This is a genomic window from Pseudomonas sp. IPO3749 (assembly GCF_013386605.1).
GTDB classification, from domain to species: Bacteria; Pseudomonadota; Gammaproteobacteria; order Pseudomonadales; family Pseudomonadaceae; genus Aquipseudomonas; species Aquipseudomonas azotoformans_A.
On sequence record NZ_JACARN010000049.1, the window covers coordinates 47,504 to 68,612 of the forward strand.

A 21,109-nucleotide genomic window follows, 5' to 3' on the forward strand; every position below is an offset into this window, starting at 1 on the left:
ATGGATGTTCGCCCTGCTGCTGCCCTGAAAAGCCTGACTCAACGTGGACTTGCGCTGGTCCTGGCCAACGCGCTGTTCTGGCAGCCATTGCTGGCCAATGCCGACGGCATCGTGGTCAGCGGCCCGGGCACCACGGTCGGCCAGGCCGGCAACGGCGTACCGGTGGTGAACATCGCCACGCCCAATGGCAGCGGCTTGTCCCATAACCAGTTCAAGGACTACAACGTTGGCCCCAATGGCGTGATCCTCAACAACGCCACGGGTGCGCTCCAGAGCACGCAGCTGGGCGGGATCATTATCGGTAACCCCAACCTCAAGGGCGGCGCGGCGAACGTCATCCTCAACGAGGTCAACGGCGGCAGCCCCAGCCGGTTGCGTGGCTATACCGAAGTGGCGGGGCAGTCGGCCAAGGTCATCGTGGCCAACCCTTATGGCATCAGTTGCAACGGTTGCGGGTTTATCAACACCCCCAACGTCACGCTGACTACCGGCAAACCGGTGATCGACAAAGTCGGTCGCCTGGATCATTACCAGGTGGATGGCGGTGCCGTAACCATCGACGGCAAAGGCCTGAACGCCAGCAACGTCGACCGTTTCGAGATCATCACCCGTTCGGCCAAGATCAACGCGCAGATCAACGCACGCGAACTCACCGTGATTGCCGGTCGTAACGACGTCGATGCGCAAAGCCTGAAAACCACTGCACGCGCCGATGACGGCAGCGCCAAGCCGGAACTGGCTATCGACTCCTCGGCGCTCGGCGGCATGTACGCGGGCGCCATCAAGCTGGTGGGCACCGAAGCCGGTGTGGGCGTAAAGCTCGACGGTACGTTGGCGGCCAGTGGTGGCGATATCCAACTGGATGCCAACGGCCACTTGAGCATGGCCCAGGCCGCCGCCAGCGGCGCGGTGGACATCAAGGCGGCCAGCCTTGAGACCAAGGGCGCGATCTACGCCGGCACCACGCTCAAGACGCAGACCAAGGGCGAGCTGAAAAACCGCAAGACCCTGGCTGCCCGCGACAGCATCACCCTGGCCAGCAACGGCCGGTTGACCAACAGCGGCATCATCGAAGCCGGCGTCAACGCCGATAACACGCGCAATGCCGGTGGCGATGTCACGCTCGACAGCCAGAACATCACCAACACCGGCCGGGTGATCGCCAATCGCGCCCTCACCGCCACCGCCGCACAAACACTGGATAACCAGGGCGCCACGATGAGTGCCAAGCAGGCGCTGAACATCACCGCCGCCAGCGTCGACAACCGCAACAAGGGTCAACTGCTCAGCGACGGCGCACAAACCCTCAACGTCAGCGGCCTGCTGGACAACAGCCAGGGCGGCATTATCGATAGCACGGGTGCATTCACCCTATACGGCAACCGACTGGACAACAGCGCCGGTAACCTCACGGGCGCAAGCTCCATCACCCTGGATTTGCTCGGCGACCTGATCAACCGCAATGGCAAGCTGGCGAGCGTCGGCCCGCTGCTGGTTCAACGCGCCGCCCATGTGGATAACCAAGGCGGCAAGCTCGCCAGCCAGGGCCTGCTGACCCTGTTCGCCAACAGTGTCGATAACCAGAGCAGCGGGACGCTGGCCGCCAACGATGGCCTGGCGCTTACCACCACCGGCCTGTTGCAAAACGGCGGCAACGGGCTGATCCACAGTGAAAAGGCCGGTGTGACGATCACCGCCGGCACCCTCGCAAACAACGGTGGGCGCATCGCGGCCAAAGCCGGCGATGCGGTGATCGATGCCACCGATTTCAACAACGGCAGCGGCACGCTGTTGGCCCGTGATCGCATTCGCCTCAGCGGCTTGAATGTGGATAACGGCGGCGAGATCGCGGCCAACCAGATTGACCTGAAGCTGCAAGGCGCCCTGACCAACCGTGGCTTGATCGAGAGCGCCACGACCCTGGATGTCGACACCGCCAGCCTGACCAACAGCGGCCAGATGCGTGCATTGGGCCAGGCAGGTAAAACCCGCTACGCCATCGGCGGCTTGCTGAACAACAGCGGCAGCCTGGAAGCCGCCAACGATCAGTTGAGCCTCGCCGCTGGCACCTTCCAGAACACCGGCGGCAAGGTGCTGCACGTGGGCACTGGCGTGCTCGATCTGGGCGGCATCAGCCTCGACGATGTCGGCGGCAGCCTGGCGACCAATGGCGACTTGACCCTCGACAAAACCAACTGGACAAACAGCACCGCAATCCAGGCCGGACGCCTGACCGTCAATGTCGACAACCTGCAGCAGACCGCCACCGGCAAGCTGCTCGGCACCCGTGCACTGGTCGGTAAAGGCCTGGACTGGACCGTTGGCGGCATCGTCGCCAGCCAAGGCAGCCTCGACCTGTCCGTGGGCAACCTGCTCAATGACCATGGCCTGATCTTCAGCGGCGGCGACATGAACCTGCAGGTCGATCGTCTGAAAAACCTCGCTGCCAACATCTACGCCATGGGCAACCTACGCGTTGATCGCGACGGGCAGGGCGGGCTGGCTTCCAGCATCATCAACAGCTCGGGCACTATCGAAAGTGAACGCAACCTGGCCCTGGCGGCCAGCACGATCGATAACATCCGCACCGTGCTCACCACCGAGTCGGGCATCTACAGCGCTTCCATTACACCCGTCGCCTGTATCGATGGCGTGACCGGCGGAGACTGTGAAGGTGGCAAGCAGAACCGGCCGTTCCAGATCACCCAGCGTGACCATTTCATCGTCACCGACGCCACGGCCGGCGCCAGCATCACCTCCGGCGCCAACATGCTGCTCACCGGCGGCACGTTGCTCAACAGCAGCAGTAGCATCGCTGCCGGCGGTGGCATGACGGTGCGTGTCGACCAACTGACCAACGTCGGCCTGGTGACCCATGACACTCAATACGATCGTGTCTTTACCTCTGAGCGCGAGCGCAAGCCGGCAGGCTGGTACCGCGAGGCGGCGGCATTCACTGCGCGCTATTCAGCGGGCAAGAACATGGACGGGGTTGAAGCCGCCATGGCCGCGTTCATCGGCAAAATGGAAGGCGAAAAACCCGACCTGCGCAAAACTACCCAACTGTTGGTGCCGGACCAAAGCTACGCCGCCGTCATCCAGGCGGGTGGCGAAGTAGCCGTAAACGCCCAGGAAGGCATCGACAACCGCGTCGTGAAGCGTGGCTACACCTATGTCGGCAGCGGCGCCAACACCAACGCGCCGGGTTTCTCGACCGAGATCAGCCTCAACCCCCAACTGCCGCCGGACGTTGCCCAGCAACAGGTCAACCCACTGGGCCTGCCGGGCTTCAACCTGCCGACGGGTGAGAACGGGCTGTTTCACCTCAACGATGGCAAGGGCGTGAATGGCCTGCCGACCAGCCAGTTCGCGGCTAACCCGCACAAATACCTGATCGAAACCAACCCGTTGCTCACCGACATGCGTCAGTTCCTGAGCTCGGACTACATGCTCACCAAGCTCGGCTACGACCCCGACACGGCGCAGCGTCGCCTCGGTGATGGTTTCTACGAGCAGCGTCTGATCCAGCAAGCCGTGCTCGCGCGTACCGGCCAGCGTTTCATCGACGGCCAGACCAGCGATGCCGACCTGTTCAAGCACCTGATGGACAACGCCATCGGCAGCAAAAGCGCGTTGAACCTGTCGGTCGGCGTGAGCCTCACCGCCGAACAGGTCGCGGCGCTGACCCACGATATCGTGTGGCTGGAAAACGCTACCGTGGCCGGGCAACAGGTGCTGGTGCCCGTGCTTTACCTTGCCCAGGCGAGCAACCGCCTGGCGCCGAATGGCGCGTTGATTTCCGGCAGCGACGTCAACCTGATCACTGGCAGCAACCTCAATAACGCCGGCACCCTGCGCGCCACCGGCAGCCTGTTGGCAAACGTCGGCGGCAACCTCGCCAACAGCGGTCTGATGCAAGCGGGTGGACGCCTGGACCTGCTCAGCGGCAACACCCTGAGCAACCGTGCCGGCGGCGTGATTGCCGGTGGCGACGTCAACCTCGTCGCCGGTGCCGACCTGATCAATGAGCGCAGCGTGACCACTCACGAAAGCGCGAGTGCCTATCGCACAGAACGCAGCGACTTTGTCGACAGTGCCGCGCGCATCGAATCCGCTGGCGCGCTGGCGTTGAAAGCCGGTGCCAACATCCACAATGTCGGCGGCGTGCTCAAAAGCGCTGCGGATACCACGGCACAAGCCGCTGGCGACGTGAATATCATCGCTGCGCAAACGATTAACAGCAGCGCCGTCGGCACCCGCTTGAGCTTCAAAAACATTGCACAGCAGGGCTCCGTGGTCGAAGCCGGCCGCGATTTGCACGTGATCGCCGGTCGCGACATCAGCGCCGTCGCCAGCCAAGTGGAAGCCAAGCGCGATGTGAACCTTGTCGCCACCCGCGACCTCAACGCCATCGCGGCGGCCAACGAGCAACACTCTTCGTTCAATTCGAAAAAAGTCACCAGCATCGAGGACCACGTCCAGCAAGTCTCCAGTGTGATCAAGGCTGGCGGCGACGCCACCCTGAGTGCCGGGCAAGACCTGCAACTGGTGGCCAGCCAGGTGAATGCCGGTAGCGAGGCTTACCTGGTGTCCGGTAAAAACCTCAGCCTGCGTACCGCAGAAGACCAGGACTACAGCTTTTACAGCAAGACCAAGAAAACGTCCCAGGGCAAGAAATTCCGCCTCGACGAAACTGACGTGGTGAACAACGTCGGCAGTCTTGTCAGTGCAGGTACTCACAGCACCGTCGTAGCCGGTGCAGACCTGCTGCTGGCTGGCAGCGCGGTCACCGCCGAGAAAGGCGCGACGCAATTGGTCGCGGGCCAGGACGTGAACATCCTGGCCGTGAGCAATTCCGACAGCGCCCGCCATGAGCGCAAGGAAAGCAAAAGCAGCTGGGGCGGGCTCAAGTCGAGCAAGGTCCAGGACAAGGTCGACGAAAAACGCACCACCGCGATGGGCAGCATGGTCTCCGGCGAAACCGTCACGGTTGCCGCCAAGCGCGACGCCACCGTCACCGGTTCCAACCTGGTCAGCACCGGCGACCTCGCCGTGCAAGCCGGCCGCGACCTGACCATCGACGCGGCGCAAAACACCTTCGCCCGCACCGACATGCACAAGGAAAAAAATCGCGACCTGACCGGTGTGCTGACCGGCAACAAGCTCGGTCTGGATGACATGACCGGCAACCAGAAGCTGTACATCAACAGCTCCAAGCACAACGGCACGGCCAATGAGATGACCTTGACCGGCAGTACCGTTGGCTCGAGTGCGGGCAATGTGTCGTTGACGGCGGGGCGTGAGTTGACGGTGATTGCCAGTGACTTGGTTAGCACCAAGAACATGGCACTCACCGGTTCAAATGTGAACATTGTGGCGGGGGCGCAAACCGCGCGGCAAACGTCTGAAGATAGCGCCAAGAGCCTGGCGGTTGGCCGGGTGATTGGCGGTGCCGTGGTCGACACGGCTCGCAGTATCCGTGATGCGACCGAGGCGGCGAAGAACGCCGATGACCCACGGCTCAAAGCCGTGAAAATCGCCCAGGCAGCACTCGCCGCCTACAACTTGGCGGGCCAGGCTTCGGACGCCAACGACCAGAGCGGGGGCTTCAAGAATAAGCAAGGTGGGACCCCAAGCAACGGTTCGCTGATCAAGATCGGTACGGAGCTGGCCAATAACCGCAGCAAGAAAAGCAGCGAATTCAACAGCATCACGGCCAGGCAGAGCACGCTTAACGCCGGTGAGGAACTGGCGGTCATTGCCACGGGCGCGGCGGCGGGAACTCAGGGTGATATCCAGATCACCGGCAGCAGCCTGAAGGCCGCCAATACGCTGTTGTTGGCGAAAAACAATGTGCTGATCCAAAGCGCACAAAACACCACTGACCGTAAGAACGAAGGGTCGAACAACAAGACGGCCATTGGCGCCAGCTTCAATATCGGCGAGCAGAACGGCTTTACCCTCGACCTTGGCGCACAAGGCGCCAAAAACAATGGCAATGGCAACACCGTCACCCAAGTCAATAGCACCCTCGACACCGGGAGCCTGTTGTTGCAGAGCGGTGGTGACACGACCCTCAAAGGCGCTCAGGTTCGCGCAGACACCATCAAGGGGGATATCGGCGGCAACCTCACGATCATTTCGTTGCAGGACACTGAGTCGTCGCGCAGCAAACAGAGCAGCGCAGGCTTCGGTGCCAGCATCTGCATTCCACCGTTTTGCTTCGGCTCCACCGTCGCGGGTTCGGCGAATATTGCCGCCGGTAAGACAAACAGTGACTACAAGGGCGTGACCGACCAGAGCGGCCTGTTTGCAGGAGCGGGGGGCTACGACATTGATGTCGGCAAGACCACGACCCTGCAAGGCGCGGTGATCGCCAGTGAAGCATCGGCCGACAAGAACCGGCTCAGCACGGATCGGCTGGTCGTCAGCGACATCAAGAATGTCAGCGAGATCAAAAGCCAGTCGGTCGGTATTTCGGTGTCTTCCAGCAGCGCCGGCGGCGCGTCGATGGGGGGCAGCATCCCGATTGCACTCAAGGACAACGAACACAGCCACACCCGGAGCGCCGTCAGTGAAGGCACGATTGTGGTGCGCAATCCCGAGGGCGCCAATGACCTGGTGGGGCTCAACCGTGACACGCTCAACGCTAATCAGAAGCTAGACCGGCCCGATGAAAAGGCCATGCAGGAGCGTATCGACCTGGTCCAAAGCTCGGCGCAGTTGGCCAGTGGGGTGATCAGTGCGGTGGGGAAGGCGAAGGCGGATGAGGCGAAAGCACTGGCCGATAAAGCCAAAGCCCAGACCGAAGCCGGTTCGCCGGATGCCGCTGGAACGGTGCTCGCAGCGAATGCCGCTTATACGGAAGCCCAGCGCTGGCAGGTCGGTGGCGACAAACGCTTAATGGCCGATATCGCGTCCGGGCTAATCGCCGCAGGGCTGGGTGGCGCGTCTGTAGGAACGACGGTTGGTATTGTCGCCAACACGGCCTCCAGCGATATCTTCACAAAGATTGGCGATTATGCCCAGTCGCGTGCGACTGATCCAAAGGCAGATGCGGCCACTCGGGCGGCTTGGGCTGAAGGCGGTGCGGCGCGTGTGATGTTGCACGCGTTGGCGGGGGCGGCTATCGGGTTGTCCAGTGGCAATGTGCAGAGCGGCGCGTTGGGGGCGGGAACGTCTGCTGCTCTGATGCCAATCATTGCTGATGCGTTGGGTAAAAATGACATCAAGGGAGTGGACCAAGATACGATGGCCGCATTGATCGCTGTAGGTGTCGGCGCTGCGGTTGGCTCCGGAAATGGCACCGCCGGCGCAGTCGTTGCGGGTGGTAATGCGATGTCGGTCGACGTGTATAACCGAGCAGCGCACGATGACGAGCTCGCGGCGATCAAGGCTGAGGTTGAGAAAGGTGAATTCTCGGAGGCGGACGTGAAGAAAGCCGTGTGCTTCTCCATCAAATGCTGGGCGCATTTGGACAGAGGCTCGAAGGAGTATCAAGAGGCTTATCTGACCGAAGCCGATATGGTCGGGCTAAGCAACGTGCTTGAGTGGGCGGATGCCCAAAGGGATCGGGGGTTATTCAAGTATTCGATGATCGATAATGTATTGGACTTCGGTACACGCGATGCGCTTCCCGTGAGCAAGGACATCGCTGCCATAGGGGGTGGGGCGGTCAGTGTGTCGGCGGGTTATACATTATGTGTCTCTATCATCGGGTGCAGCTTTGGCGTCCCGATGGGGGCGTTCGGGCTTGGCAACATTTCAGAAGGCACCACGGGGGTTTATAACCATTTCAACAATGACCGTGGCGGTTACAACCCGGTCAAAGAAGTATTCAATGAGATTCCTGGCGGGTATGGGCCGGTTATCTACAGTGGTGCGGATTTCGCATTGTCACTGGGCTCAGGCTTCGTTAAGGTCCCGCTTAAAATGGGCCTCAAGGATGGCCTCAATAAAAAGGATTCAATGTTCGGCGTCACCGTGCACGGCTTCGACAACAACAAGTTTGTGTTTGGCAAGGCAGCACCTTACGGGGCAGCGCTGGGAGCGTACCTGAAGTCTGTTGCTGATAAAGGATATACGTTTTACGAGGAGGCTTCGGGTGAGAAGAAATAAATGGATCGGTGGGTTTTTCTTATCGATCTCACTGTTTTCCATGATTCTGGCGGCTAGCCTGCTACTCGCGATGATCATCGCTGCGGTGATTTCACTTGCCCTGCGCACTGACTCGCCTTGGGTATACAACTGGATAGGCTTTCCTCTTACGTTTGTATTCGCGGCGTATTGGATCCTCACTCGATGGACGTATGTGAAGTCTTACATATCCGGTAATGGGGGAATGTAGTGACCTCCTGCGATAAACCCCGACAGATGCCGAGAAAAGGGGACAGATTTATTTAGAGAGAAAAGGGGACAGATTTATTCAATACTTACGGTCAGTGCCAAGCCTAAATAAATCCGTCCCCTTTTTTTACTTTTTCATTAATAAATCTGTTCCTTGTTCTGGAAGAAAAGAGACGGTAATGAGGAGAAATGAACCTTGGTGGCTCGCCGTCTATCTTCCTTGCGCTTGTGCGCTAGGCCTATTGTTCATGTGCGTGTTCTTCCAGGTTGCCGGGTATTGGTTGAGTGGTGGCGAGGACGTTGCCGTGCTTATAAAGGAGAATGTGCCGCTTTATCTCAAGATGGCTGGAGCTGGCTTTATTCTAGGTTTTGTCTTGTGGTTGTCTAATGTTCGTTGAACGTCGCATTTACTTGTTTTATAGATGCTTTTTACCTCTTCAAGGATGATCGATGAAATCCGTAAAATACTCGCTCCTGGCCTTCCTCATGTCCTGCCTGGTGGCCGGTTGGGGCCTGGTGTATGTCGGCCGTATCAAGTGGGGTATCGGGGTCGCCGTATTGCTGTACGGCGGTTTCGCGTTGCTGGGCGCGCTGGGGTTGGTCGCTACCCCTATTGGGCTGTATGGGCTATTTGCCTTCTTGATCACCGTCAAACTGGGCTCAGCCATCCTGTCCGCCGTGCTGGCTCGTCGCTACAACGGACCGCCCAATGTGCCACGCAAGCGTTTCCACGTCCTTTACGTCGGGGTGATGGTGATTGCGGTACTGATGCTCGATGTATTGCGGGTACCCGTGCTGGGGTTCAAAAATTACTACATCCCATCCGGATCGATGGTGCCGACGCTGTCCATTGGCGACTACATCCTGACGGACCTGCGCGCCGGTCCGCCCAAGGTGGGGGATATCGTGGTGTACCGCTGGAATGGCACTGAAGCGGTCAAGCGCGTGGCGGGTGTTGCTGGGGATACCTTAGCCCTGGTGAACGGTGAACTGATCCACAACGGCGAAAATCTCGGGTTGTTTCACGCACCGGCCGACCGTGTAAAAGGGCCTGAATCCCTTGAAATGGCACCGGTCACGGTCGAGCCAGGGCACCTCTTTTTGCTGGGCGACAACCGCTGGAGCAGCAACGACAGCCGCTTCATGGGCCAGGTCGCGGTTGAGGACGTGGTTGGCAAGGTGACGGGCATCTGGTTCTCAAATGAGCGGGCGCGTATCGGGACGACTTTCCCATGAGCCTTTCGAATGGGGCGTGTCGGGTTGTGCAGTGGTTGTGCCTGCTGGTGATGTGCGGCAGCGCCAGCGTATTCATATTGGCCTGGCTTTACCTCGATCGCAGCGCGTCAGTGCTGGGCGTGGCGGCAGGCGCTTTTGTGTGGTGCGGCATTGGCCTGTTGTTTGCGTTTGTGTTTGAACGGTCTCGCACTGCCGCAGCCACGCTCCGGTTTATGTTGACTCGGACAGTGGCGCTGCTGATGCTTGCGGCGGTTGCGGCCTATCTGGTTGGCCTGCTGTGGGTCGAGCCGGAACACGATTTTATGGAGGCTCAGTTAAAAGGGGCATCGTGCGGCAAGTACACGGGTGTGATTGAAAAAGGGTGGGAGCAAATCTGCGCTGATTCAAAGCAGCCGCAAACGCCTTGAAGCTGGCTGGGCTTGGATAGGCAGTCAGTTTGGTCCTTTTGGTTTTTCAAACTTCGTTGAGCGTTTTTGATGATGAATCGATATGCAGGAAAGCCCTTCCTCCGCCTTCTTGAATGCTACGTCCTGTCGGCCATTGGTGCGCTGTCCGATCAGCAACGCGCCGATTTGACGGCACTCGAACCCAAGTTGCACGAGCTGTATGGGACGCAGGGCAGTTGGTCTGATGTTGTCGCCACTCAGATGGATTTTCCGACTTCGTTGGAGGAAAAAATCAGAGCAGTGTGGCGCACAAATTCGGAAAAGTTCGCCCAGGCCGGTGTGCCGATAATCGCCGAAGACTTTGCCAGAAACTTTGTCGACACCAATTTTCCGTCTTAAAGCTGGAGCAACACCGCATGGACGCAAGCAACACCGCTAAACGCCCGACCATCCTGGCCAGCATTGGCCGTCGCCTGGCCGCGCGGCTCATCGATTGCGCCCTCGCGGTGCTGATCTTTTTCGTCGTCAAATTCGCCGCCGGGGCGCTGTCTGTCTACGTTCCTGCGGTGACGCCCAAGGCGGGTTTTCTTTGCGCGTTTTTTGCGGCCTTCGCCTACTTCCTGCTGGCTGATGCGCTCCCCAACGGCCAGAGCCTGGGCAAGCGCCTGCTGAGCATTGCCACCGTCGACCGCAAGACCCGTAAAGGCTGCAACCTTTCCCAGTCGTTCACGCGTAATTCCGGCGCGCTGGTGGTGATCGATTGGGTGTGGATCTTCATGGAATCCAGGACGCGCCTGGGCGACATGTTCGCCAAGACGATTGTGATCAACACGTGAGCAGGGCTGCGTGTCACACCGATCAAAGTGAGCGGGCTTGCTGTGGCGAGGGAGCTTGCTCCCGCTGACTGCGTAGCAGTCTCCGGCTTTTGAAACCCACTCATCACAGCAGTGACACAGCCTTTACAGCAACTTACGCTGTACCGCCTCATCCAGCGTACTGCGCGTCAACGCCTCGACCACTTCCCTCGTGTCAGTCTGGAACGGCAGGCCCACGATCAACACCAAGTGCACCCAAGTGCGTACCGACTCACTCTTTTTGACCCGGCCCAACTCCTTGCCGTCCTTGTCCTTGAATACGGTTTCAAGGGTAAAGACGTTCTTCGCAGTGGTCGGGATGATGCAGAACGTGAAGCCGGTGATAAACGCCGAAACCGGGCTGTACTCTTCATTGTTGTGCAGCGTGGCATCCACATAGAGGTCCGAGTCGACCTTGTCGGTGCTGACCCGCGAAAAGCGATTGGACTGTTGGAAGGTGTCGGCCACCGCCTTTTCCCACAGCACGACCGGGGCACCGACCGCCGCGTTGCCCGGGCCGCCGTTGACGTGGTTTTGCGCCGTGGTGCGCACGTACGCCGTCGGTTTTTGCGCGGGCGCATTTGCAGTCGGAGGCCAGGTCTGCACTGCTGGCAGTTCGTGTTGTGAGTAGGACACGCAGCCAGTCAACAAGGCCGCCGCGAGTACCAGGCAGTGTTTGATCAATCCTTTCATGTGTTGCTCCTGAAACTAAGGTTTCGCCAGGTTGGCGGTAGCGGTGTCGAGTAGTTGTGTGACCAGTTTGGTCAGTTGCTGGCCGCCCATCGAAGGCGCCCAATATTGGCCGCTGTACAGCCCGACGTTGTGTTCGAACTTGATCGACTCCTTGGCCGACGCCAGTTCTTTGCCATTGCGATCAACGATGACTAGGTCACCGGCGACGTCAAAGCTGTCTACGTAGATCGGCCCGTTGACCCAGATCCAGATGGTCAGCGTCAGCAGTGCGCCGGGTACGTACGCCGGGTGCGGGGCGCGATGGCCTTTGAGGGAGGTCATGTTGAATTTGAGGGTGACGTCGTGCTCGCCCAGGCGTACCGGATACTCGGTGACCTGCTTGAAGTAGCCCGCCGTGCGCACGTACTGATTGATCTGGGCTGTGAGGGAGCGGCTGATGGCCGTTTTGTTGGCCTCGTTGACGTCGGTGGCAGTCACCGTCACATCGGCGACTTGCGCACTGCGTGGGCTGCTGGTGGAGGCCGGATGAAGCGGTGCGCCGATTGGGCCGGTGACGGTATATGACACACAACCGGTCATCGATAACGCGGCGACGAGCGCCGTCGCTCGGAGAAGGGTTTTCAACACGCAATATCCCTATAAATGAATGAGCCAAGCCACTGTCTCGTCCCTTGGGGGCATAACTTGAGCACACAATATTATTTGCTGAGTGAAGGCTAATAGCCATCATTCTTTTTGTTTTACTGACAATGCCTTAGCGCATTTTGACTGAGTGTTGGGAGCTGAGTGCCAGTAAAGCGGCGCCACGCGGGCGTCAAAACAACTTGAGAACGCCTTTCAACTCCGTAAAATGCCGCGATTGTTTAAGGCTCGACACTTTTCAGGGACGACTTCATACATGCGTGTGTTTGCCGTATTTCTCACGGTCTGCCTCATGGCGGGCTGTGCTTCCAAGCCGGATTACTACATCTCCCCGGCGCCTGTGACCATTCCCAAGACTGCGACCTACTGGCTCGACACCTTCGACGTAGAGGTGGTGGGCAAGAACGAACGCTTCCTGCCGGATGACAAAGTGCGCCAGCAACTCGGTGTCGATCTGGTCGACCGCCTGCTCAAGTCCAAGCGCTACGCCAGCAGCAAGGACAAGGCCGATTACCTGCTGGATGTGAACGTCATCTATACCCGGCGCATACAAGACACCCAAGGCGGTTTCATGACGGCCATCGTCGATGACAAGACCATCCTCGCCAGTGTCGACTTCAACTACCAGGTCAAGATCAAGAAAGCCGGCGCCGAGGTGCTGCATTTCTCTCAGGCTCGCCAAGGGCTGATGCCAGGCGGGTACAAGGGCGACTGGCAGAACATGAAAACGATGGCCGGGGTGCTGACCAACTCTGGCAACTCCAGCGTCGAGACCTTCTACACCGGTTTGTTGAGCCGATTTATTGTTGACGACCTGCGTGGCATTCCGTCTCGCTAGCGTTAGCTGCCGCACCCGTTTTCCCACTTAGGAGCACCCTGTGAAAACACTGTCCAAAATCCTGCTGTCCGGCTTCACCGCCGCAGCGCTGCTGACCGTGGCCGGTTGCGCCACGGAGAGCAACCGCGCCATGCCGGTGGAACAAGTCGCCAGCGCCAACGTCGCCTATTCCGGCGTGCGTGTACCGATTGCCGTGGGCAAGTTCGACAACCGCTCCAGCTACATGCGCGGCATCTTCTCCGACGGTGTTGACCGTCTCGGCGGCCAGGCCAAGACCATCCTGATCACCCACCTGCAGCAGACCAACCGCTTCAGCGTGCTGGACCGCGACAACATGGGCGAGATTTCCCAGGAAGCCGCGATCAAAGGCACCGTGCAGAAGCTTAAAGGCGCTGACTACGTAGTGACGGGCGACGTGACCGAGTTCGGCCGCAAGGAAACCGGCGACCGCCAGCTGTTCGGCATCCTCGGCCGTGGCAAGACCCAAGTGGCCTACGCCAAAGTCGCGTTGAACATCGTCAACATCAGCACCTCCGAAGTGGTGTATTCCACCCAGGGCGCCGGTGAGTACGCGCTGTCCAACCGCGAAGTGATCGGCTTCGGCGGCACCGCCAGCTACGACTCCACCCTCAATGGCAAGGTCCTCGACCTGGCCATGCGTGAAGCCATCAACCGCCTTGTCGACGGCATCAACGCCGGCGCCTGGAACCCACGCAACTGATCAGCAGCACCTCAAGGAGCAGTACAAGGATGAGCAAGGCAGTCAAGTTGGCGCTGATGCTGACAGCAGTGGCGACGGTCGCCGGGTGCCAGACGGCGCCCCAGCCGCTGTACCAATGGGAAAGCTACCAGCCGCAGGTTTACGAGTACTTCAAGGGCGAGCCCAAGGAGGCGCAGGTCGAGGCGCTGGAGCGGGATCTGCAGAAGATCAACGCCAGTGGCCGCAAGGCCCCGCCGGGTTACCACGCCCACCTGGGCATGCTGTACCTGAGCATGGGCAAGGATGACCAGATGGTGCAGGAGTTTCGCACCGAGAAGGCACTGTTCCCTGAGTCCGCCTCGTACATGGACTTTTTGCTGAAAAACGCCAAGACCGGAGTCGCCACCAAATGAGCCTGTTGAAACTCACTGGCGCCTTGCTGGCCCTGGCCTTGCTCGGCGGTTGCGCAGCCCCCAAGACCATTGATTACACGGCCTACAAACAGGCACGACCGAAGTCGATCCTGGTCCTGCCGCCGATCAATGAATCGCCGGAAGTGCAGGCGTCCTACAGCATGGTCTCGCAAGTGACCTACCCGTTGGCCGAGGCCGGCTACTACGTGTTGCCGATTGCCCTGGTGGACGAAACCTTCCGCCAGAACGGGCTGACCACCGCCAACGATATCCAGGCGGTGCCACCGGCGAAGCTGCATGACATCTTTGGTGCGGATTCGGCGCTGTACATCACCGTGACCAATTACGGCACCAAGTACATGCTGATCTCCAGCGACACCTCCGTGACGGCGTCGGCCAAACTGGTCGACCTGCGCACCGGCACCACCCTGTGGACCGGCTCGGCGCATGCGTCCAGCGAGGAAGGCAACAACAACGGCGGCGGCATCGTCGGCATGCTGATCACAGCGGCGGTCAAGCAAGTGATCAACAGCTCTACCGACGCGGCGCACCCGATTGCCGGTATCACCAGTGCGCGCCTGCTGTCGCCGGGCCAGCGTGCGGGGATCCTGTACGGTCCGCGTAACCCGAAATACGGCACTGACTGATTGAACGGTTCGGCGGGGCAGGTGTTTGTGTCCCGCCGAACGGTTTAACCCGAACAGCCACCGCCTTGCGTCTGACCTTGTGAACGGATCATTCATTCACGAGGTTCAGCCCATGTCCCGTCCTCTGCTCTTCCTGCGTCCTGCTGCCCAGGGCTTTGCCGTTACCTTGCTGGTGACGCTGGCCGGTTGTGGGCTGTCCTCTTCCCACGATGTGGCCAAGCCTGACGAAGCGGCGCCAGTCTCCGAGCTGCAAAGCGCTCCAGTGCAAGGCGCGCTGGTTAAACGCATGCCGATGCCTGCACCTTTGAGCGCACGAAGGGTGATGCAGGAGTCCGTGGCAATGGACTACCGCAGCGAACCCCGCGAACAGTACGAAAACCTGCCGGACAACCCGGTGCATCGCGTGGCTGAAACGCCGGTTTCAACCTTCAGCGTGGACGTTGACACCGGCAGCTACGCCAACGTAAGACGCTTCCTCAACCAAGGCCGCCTGCCGCCTGAAGGCGCTGTACGACTGGAGGAAATGGTCAACTACCTCCCCTACCACTACGTGCTGCCCACCGACGGCTCGCCCTTTGGCGTAACCACCGAAGTGGCCGCCACACCGTGGAACCCTCACACCCAGTTGCTGCGCATCGGCATCAAGGCCTCCGACCGCGCCGTGGCGCAACTGGCGCCGGCCAACCTGGTGTTCCTGGTGGACGTGTCCGGCTCCATGGACCGCCGCGAAGGTTTGCCGCTGGTCAAAAGCACCCTGAAACTGCTGGTTGATCAATTGCGCGATCAAGACCGTGTTTCTTTGGTGGTCTACGCCGGGGAATCCCGCGTAGTGCTCAAGCCTACTTCGGGTCGTGACAAAGAGAAGATCCGCAACGCCATCGACCAACTCACTGCCGGCGGCTCCACGGCGGGCGCGTCGGGTATTGAGCTGGCCTACCAGATGGCCCGCGAAGGGTTTATCGACAAGGGCATCAACCGGATCCTGCTGGCCACCGACGGTGACTTCAACGTGGGTATCAGCGACTTCGACAGCCTCAAGCAAATGGCGGTTGAGCAGCGTAAAAGCGGCGTTTCCCTGACCACCCTCGGCTTTGGTGTGGATAACTACAACGAACATCTGATGGAACAGCTGGCCGATGCGGGCGACGGTAACTACGCCTACATCGACAACCTGCGTGAAGCCCGCAAAGTGCTAGTCGATCAACTCAGTTCGACCCTGGCGGTGGTGGCTCGGGATGTGAAGTTGCAGGTGGAATTCAACCCGGCGCGCGTCAGCGAATATCGCCTGCTGGGTTATGAAAACCGCGCGTTGAAGCGTGAGGACTTCAACAACGACAAGGTCGACGCGGGTGAAATCGGGGCCGGGCATACGGTCACTGCGCTGTACGAAATTGTGCCCAAGGGCGAGAAAGGTTGGCTGGAGCCTTTGCGCTACGCTGCTGCGCCAGCCGCCGAGGATAAATCCACTGAGCTGGCGATGCTGCGTGTGCGCTACAAGCCGGCGGCGGGTGGCGACAGCCAGTTGATCGAGCGCCCCATCAGCACTGTGTCGAGCAAGGCCAGCGATGACCTGCGTTTCGCCGCCGCAGTGGCCGCCTTTGCCCAACAACTCAAGGGCGATGGCCGCTACACTGGCAGCATGAGCCTGCAGGACACCGCCGCACTGGCCCGCTCGGCCCGAGGCGACGACCCCTTCGGGCTGCGTAATGAGTTTGTGCAACTGGTGGAATTGGCGCAGAGCCTCAAGCACTGATCGCGCAGGCAAGCCAGCTCCCACAATTAACCGGTTTTAGCTTACCGAAAGGAGTTCGCCACCTACATGGCCGTACCCGACGACCTACCCAGCGACGAATCACTGCTGGCCCGCTACCGAACCGGCGACAGTGCCGCGTTCGAAGCCTTGTACGCCCGGCACCGCCAGGGCCTGTACCGATTCCTCGTGTCCTTGAGTAACAAGACCGAACTGGCCGAGGAAATCTACCAGGAGACCTGGCTCAGCCTGATTCGCAGCGCCACCCAGCCACAAGGCCGGGCGAGTTTTCGTACATGGTTGTTCCAGATCGCCCGCAACCGCTTGATCGATTACTGGCGCAAGCACGGCATCCACAACCCGCTGCACGACAGTTACGACGAGCAACTGCACGCCCAGGCCGACGACAGCGCTGGCCCTGAGCAGCAGCTGAGCCTGAGTCGCGACCAGGCGCGGCTCGACGCTGCGCTGCAAGACCTGCCCGAAGACCAGCGTGAAGTCTTCCTGCTGCGCCTGCACGGCGACCTCGAAGTCCCGCAAATCGCCGCCCTCACCGGCACCCCGCTGGAAACCGTCAAAAGCCGCCTGCGTTACGCCCAGCAGAAACTGCGCCGCCTGCTGGCCGAGGAGATACCCGCATGACCGACTCCCGACACACCCCGGACCCCGACGACATGCTGCTCCAGCACATGCGTCAACACAGCACCGGCGAGCCGCCCGCGTCCCTCGACGCCTTCATCCTCAACACCGCCCGCCGCGAAGCCCCGGCACCGCAACCGAACCTGTGGCAACGCTGGCTGCAAGCCTGCCAACGGCCACGCTGGCAAATGGCATTCGCCACGGTTGCAGGTTTGGCGCTGATGATCGGCGTGGTGATGCGCTCGCCCGTGCCGCAACCCGAAATCTCCACGGCGACCTTCTCGGCGCTGCATGAGCAAGCCGCGCCTGCCGCTGCGCCGCCAATGTCCGCGCCGGCGCCCGTGGCCCGACTGGCCATCGCGCCCAATGCCGAACGTGCGCAAGTCATGGGCTCGATGGCGGATGAGTCGAGCGCCAGGCTGAGTAAGCGCGCGCCGGTGGCGTTACCTTCGTTGGAGGAGGGGTTGCAGGAGATTGTGAGCCTGCGTGAGGCTGGGGAAACCAAGGCGGCTGATGAAAAGCTGTTGGCGTTGCACAAGCGCTTTCCCGGGGAAGATTTGCCGGCGCGACTGGAGTCCATGCGAAAGTAGCCAGCAGGTGTACTGCTGCAGGTTGACGATAGATCGGCAGCCTTTATAATTCCTCGCAACACGGCCCCTGTCGGTTAATGCGCTTCGGCGCAGAGACTGCTCAGGGGTTTTTTATTGCCGGCTTTTTTCAATTACCACTCGCGTAACTGCCAATTGCGGTCGACGCCCATGCCTTCCAGATTCAACTCAAGATGGTGCAGGTCTGGAAAGTCATGTTCCAACAATGTTTTCAGCCGACTTCCCCAGCTCTAAGATGGATTGATAACTCGCATCAGGTGTTGGGTGATGCACAGCAACATAAATGGTCGAGCGCGCCGGTGCACATCATCGTGAAACGCTGATAACGAAGGCGCTTGCTCAGCGGGCGGCAGTTTTGGCTGGTCAACGATGTTGCGGTTCCATAGGCGACTGTGATGAGCGCATACATTCCGCAAGTAGTTCAGGCTGCGTAACCAACTGGCGAAGACTCGTCCATTGCTGATGCCGTATGCCATGGAAATAGTGTCCTGATCACGCTCGGCCATGCCTGAGTAGAGGGTCGACAACGTGCCAAAGTCCCATACCTCGCATGCCACCCAGACCGCCAACGGTAAACCGTATTTTTCTTTGTTGTGACGGATGAAGTCTTCGTTCGAGCGGTTGATCAATGCTGCGTGTTTGCCGACCCACCCATGATGTTTGGTTAAGCCAGTCTTTCCATCCAGCTGGATAGAGAAGCTGTCATGGAATAGTTGGGGTTTCAGGTAGGCAAATTTATCGTGCCTGCCCAAGGTGTGAGAAATATCTACTCGGAGTGCTATTTCTATACGTTCCAGCGCATCCAGAGTTAACAAACGGAGCTTCTTATCGAAGACATACAGATCGATCGCATTCTGAAAGGTGGTACCGGGCTTGAATGTATCGAGGGGGAGTCGTGCAGGCTTCGTCTTAGAGGGTTTTTGATTCTTGTGCTGTAGAAGCGGACAACAGAGCTCTGTGCGTTCGCGAAAGGCAAACCAGTAGCCGCTGAGACGGTAGTAACCAATACGCTCCAGATATTCCAGGGCTTTAGGTGGGTCAGTGACGACCATGCCACGCGCGATGACCCGATCAAGCTGTTCCTGATAGCTCTGCCAAGGCTTTGGATAACCCTGCATCATTGATAAACCATCCTGGCTGCTGCGTGGCAGTCTTTTGTTGTATTCCAGTTGAAGCTCCGCGTGCGAACCGCCTCATTCTGCGGTTCTTCGTGCTTCTGGCGGCGAGCAATGTACCGTGATGGCGTCGCCCACGCTTATGCCGGAAGCATCCAGAGACAAAGACATCCAGATCCCAAGATGCAAAAAAGCCCCAGGCCTTTCGACCTGGGGCTTTCTCATCATATCTGGTGCCCCGGCGTCGTTTGAACTGGACTATAGGATGCCCGGTTTATAAGGATGCTAGTGGTGGTGTGTCAGTTAGGCATACACGTGGGCATACACGCCGGATGTTTCTGGGGAGTATTTTCTTTTCATTCCCGCTTGGTAAAGCTCCATCGGATAGTCAGTGGTTGGCTCCGATCAAGGGCGAATAATCATTTTTCTGTTCGACCTTCTGCCGCCAGTGAGGCGAGGGCGAGGGTAATGAATCCTGAATTCTCATCAAGTGTGTCCAGTGCGCCTCGGATGTTCTGTGCCACCTCTGTAGATCCTCGTTGCTCAACCCAGTTCGACAACTCCTCAATAGCAGCCCCCAATGCGAGCTGGTTTTCATTCATGCGCTTGAGCACTGATGCGAGTAGCGAGACGTCTTGCATGAGCGTTCTCCACGGTCTATAGGACGATCATGTCTGCGATCTGATACCCAAGATTTGTGACCTGATAGATCTCACCTTTGTAACCTTGGCCGACGATGAGGCCTTCGTGGGTCAGCTCGGCAATAGCCTGCTCCCATTTTGCGACTTCTCTTCGATCACTCTTTTCAGCGATGAGATTTTTGCCGTTTGTTTGCACGTCCGTTCCTTCCATGTAATCGACGTGAATAATTGTTCCTTGGGAATCCAAGCTCGCCTCCTTCAGCAGGATCCTAGCCTCACCTGATAGTTTTGGGATCGATGTATTGGACTCTAATATTTCACCCACGCCGCTGTTTTCCGCATTGTTGAACAGGGGGTGCTCGTTGACCTTCAACTGAAGGTGCCGATAGAGATTCGTACGGAAGTCGCTGAGGCTGTCATAGCTCTCATATAGTCCACGACTTTTGCAGTCGGTCTTGAATTTCTTAACCGCCGCAGCCTGATCAAGATCGACAGTGTCCATGGCAACGGGTTGAGATGAGAAATAGAGCATTGCCGGTTTGCCCGACTGAATATGCTTTTCGAGCTCTTCAACGGTGCCGCTTGCGTACTCATCGGTAGGGGTACCAATCCGTGTCCAAAATACCCCTATAAGAAGATCGCATTTTCCTAGGATTTGCTTGTTGATGATGGCTTGGGGGGAAGCCCCCATTTCTGGAGATGAGTGGGACTCCCACCCAATGGGTAGCAAGACGATTCTCCGAGCGTTTGAATTGACCGCGTTCCACTCATAGATGACGTCACGAACGATGGTGCGCTCAGAGGCAACATCACCTGGTGAGGCGATCATCACGTTGAAAGCTTCAGCTGTATAGCTCATTGCACATCCTCTGTGTTTGAGATCGATCTGTAGCTAAATGGCCTATAGCACTGGAGGCTATTAACTTCGCTTTCGGATCACGTTAAGGCTTCCATCAGCAACGGTATCGATCACGAATGAACTGGTTGTAATAGGAGCCTTTTGATCCCGCTAACATCAGGCCTTGGTGTATCGCTGGCGGGACATTACAGAAGTCATAGGAGTGACCCTGTTGAAAGCGGATACTCATTTTCCTCGTGTCCGGATCGTAGCCCACGGCGGTCATTGCACCAGAGCGCACGGCAATCATGTCCATAGCATTTTCCCAAACGTGCGGCCCTTCAGTAGGCCAACCCGTCTGATACTAGCTGAGCCGCTCTCGTCTGGAGCCTTCTCTCCCAAAAGTGCCGGGGCCCCTGGAGCTATTTTGAGGGTACGGGGCATGAAACCCGCGGGACTGAGTTAGTGGGAGGTGCTGGAAGTTACTGAAATTTCAATCGTTGAAATTGAAAGGATCTCGAAGAAAAAAGGGGATTCTTACGGGACGGGTAACGGTGCTCCGTTTTGTCAAGGATTGTGAACAGATGGCTCGGTCAACTCAGTTGACTAACGTTGACACCTAGCCACTAACGAGATCCGGCGGGTTCTTTTTCCGTGTCAGCCCAAAATGCCTCGGCTCCCCAGCGACGTTCCGACTCATACGGCAATTGCATTGGTGAACATCCGGGCCAGTTATTCAATAAACTAGGGAAACTCTGAAAAA

18 protein-coding genes are annotated in these 21,109 nt (G+C 58.9%); 12 read left to right on the forward strand and 6 right to left on the reverse strand.

Going from position 1 to position 21,109, the window contains the following annotated elements; translation table 11 throughout:
* The 5 genes from HX812_RS20000 (at position 1) to HX812_RS20020 (ending at position 10,804) form a co-directional block, all read left to right on the forward strand.
* The gene (locus HX812_RS20000; RefSeq protein ID WP_235165387.1) at positions 1-8,118 is read left to right on the forward strand and encodes a hemagglutinin repeat-containing protein; all 8,118 of its coding nucleotides are present in this window, start codon (positions 1-3) and stop codon (positions 8,116-8,118) included.
* Positions 8,119-8,796: 678 nt separating this feature from the next.
* Entirely contained in the window at positions 8,797-9,582 is a 786-nt protein-coding gene (lepB, locus tag HX812_RS20005; protein WP_038842452.1) for a signal peptidase I, read from the forward strand.
* A complete protein-coding gene (locus tag HX812_RS20010) occupies positions 9,579-9,989 on the forward strand; it encodes a hypothetical protein (RefSeq protein WP_038842454.1) in 411 nt (136 codons plus the stop codon). Before lepB ends, HX812_RS20010 begins: the two co-directional genes overlap by 4 nt.
* A gap of 69 nt (positions 9,990-10,058) precedes the next feature.
* Entirely contained in the window at positions 10,059-10,367 is a 309-nt protein-coding gene (locus HX812_RS20015; protein WP_080642331.1) for a hypothetical protein, read from the forward strand.
* Between the two features lie 17 nt (positions 10,368-10,384).
* Positions 10,385-10,804, forward strand: a complete 420-nt coding sequence (locus HX812_RS20020; RefSeq protein WP_038842456.1) for an RDD family protein — start codon at positions 10,385-10,387, stop codon at positions 10,802-10,804.
* Positions 10,805-10,927: 123 nt separating this feature from the next.
* Here the strand turns inward: HX812_RS20020 and HX812_RS20025 are convergent, their stop codons facing one another.
* Both HX812_RS20025 and HX812_RS20030 read right to left on the reverse strand, forming a co-directional pair.
* Positions 10,928-11,515, reverse strand: coding sequence for a hypothetical protein (locus HX812_RS20025; protein WP_038842458.1), 588 nt, complete (start codon positions 11,513-11,515; stop codon positions 10,928-10,930).
* A gap of 15 nt (positions 11,516-11,530) precedes the next feature.
* Positions 11,531-12,142 carry a hypothetical protein gene (locus HX812_RS20030; protein WP_038842460.1) on the reverse strand — a complete coding sequence of 204 codons (612 nt, stop codon included), beginning with the start codon at positions 12,140-12,142 and terminating at the stop codon, positions 11,531-11,533.
* 271 nt (positions 12,143-12,413) lie between these two features.
* Here HX812_RS20030 and HX812_RS20035 point away from each other — a divergent pair, with 271 nt between their 5' ends.
* From HX812_RS20035 to HX812_RS20065, 7 genes are all read left to right on the forward strand, one after another.
* The gene (locus HX812_RS20035; protein WP_038842462.1) at positions 12,414-12,995 is read left to right on the forward strand and encodes a hypothetical protein; all 582 of its coding nucleotides are present in this window, start codon (positions 12,414-12,416) and stop codon (positions 12,993-12,995) included.
* 40 nt (positions 12,996-13,035) lie between these two features.
* Positions 13,036-13,716, forward strand: a complete 681-nt coding sequence (locus HX812_RS20040; protein WP_016976663.1) for a CsgG/HfaB family protein — start codon at positions 13,036-13,038, stop codon at positions 13,714-13,716.
* Between the two features lie 29 nt (positions 13,717-13,745).
* Positions 13,746-14,108 (forward strand): DUF4810 domain-containing protein, encoded by a 363-nt coding sequence (locus HX812_RS20045; protein WP_025855472.1) that lies wholly within the window; start codon positions 13,746-13,748, stop codon positions 14,106-14,108.
* Positions 14,105-14,755 carry a DUF799 domain-containing protein gene (locus tag HX812_RS20050; protein ID WP_016976661.1) on the forward strand — a complete coding sequence of 217 codons (651 nt, stop codon included), beginning with the start codon at positions 14,105-14,107 and terminating at the stop codon, positions 14,753-14,755. Before HX812_RS20045 ends, HX812_RS20050 begins: the two co-directional genes overlap by 4 nt.
* Before the next feature lie 112 nt (positions 14,756-14,867).
* Complete coding sequence (locus tag HX812_RS20055) at positions 14,868-16,508, forward strand: VWA domain-containing protein (RefSeq protein WP_038842468.1); 1,641 nt, start codon at positions 14,868-14,870, stop codon at positions 16,506-16,508.
* A gap of 66 nt (positions 16,509-16,574) precedes the next feature.
* Positions 16,575-17,147, forward strand: coding sequence for an RNA polymerase sigma factor (locus HX812_RS20060; protein WP_038842470.1), 573 nt, complete (start codon positions 16,575-16,577; stop codon positions 17,145-17,147).
* Entirely contained in the window at positions 17,144-17,734 is a 591-nt protein-coding gene (locus HX812_RS20065; RefSeq protein ID WP_038842473.1) for a hypothetical protein, read from the forward strand. The genes HX812_RS20060 and HX812_RS20065 overlap by 4 nt, the downstream gene beginning before the upstream one ends.
* A gap of 248 nt (positions 17,735-17,982) precedes the next feature.
* On the opposite strand, the gene HX812_RS20070 is transcribed toward HX812_RS20065, so the two are convergent.
* From HX812_RS20070 to HX812_RS20085, 4 genes are all read right to left on the reverse strand, one after another.
* The gene (locus HX812_RS20070; protein WP_256353697.1) at positions 17,983-18,873 is read right to left on the reverse strand and encodes an Abi family protein; all 891 of its coding nucleotides are present in this window, start codon (positions 18,871-18,873) and stop codon (positions 17,983-17,985) included.
* Between the two features lie 413 nt (positions 18,874-19,286).
* A complete protein-coding gene (locus HX812_RS20075) occupies positions 19,287-19,508 on the reverse strand; it encodes a hypothetical protein (protein WP_038842476.1) in 222 nt (73 codons plus the stop codon).
* 16 nt (positions 19,509-19,524) lie between these two features.
* Positions 19,525-20,367 carry a hypothetical protein gene (locus tag HX812_RS20080; protein ID WP_038842478.1) on the reverse strand — a complete coding sequence of 281 codons (843 nt, stop codon included), beginning with the start codon at positions 20,365-20,367 and terminating at the stop codon, positions 19,525-19,527.
* Between the two features lie 94 nt (positions 20,368-20,461).
* Positions 20,462-20,662, reverse strand: coding sequence for a KTSC domain-containing protein (locus tag HX812_RS20085; protein ID WP_080642332.1), 201 nt, complete (start codon positions 20,660-20,662; stop codon positions 20,462-20,464).
* Positions 20,663-21,109 lie beyond the last annotated feature (447 nt).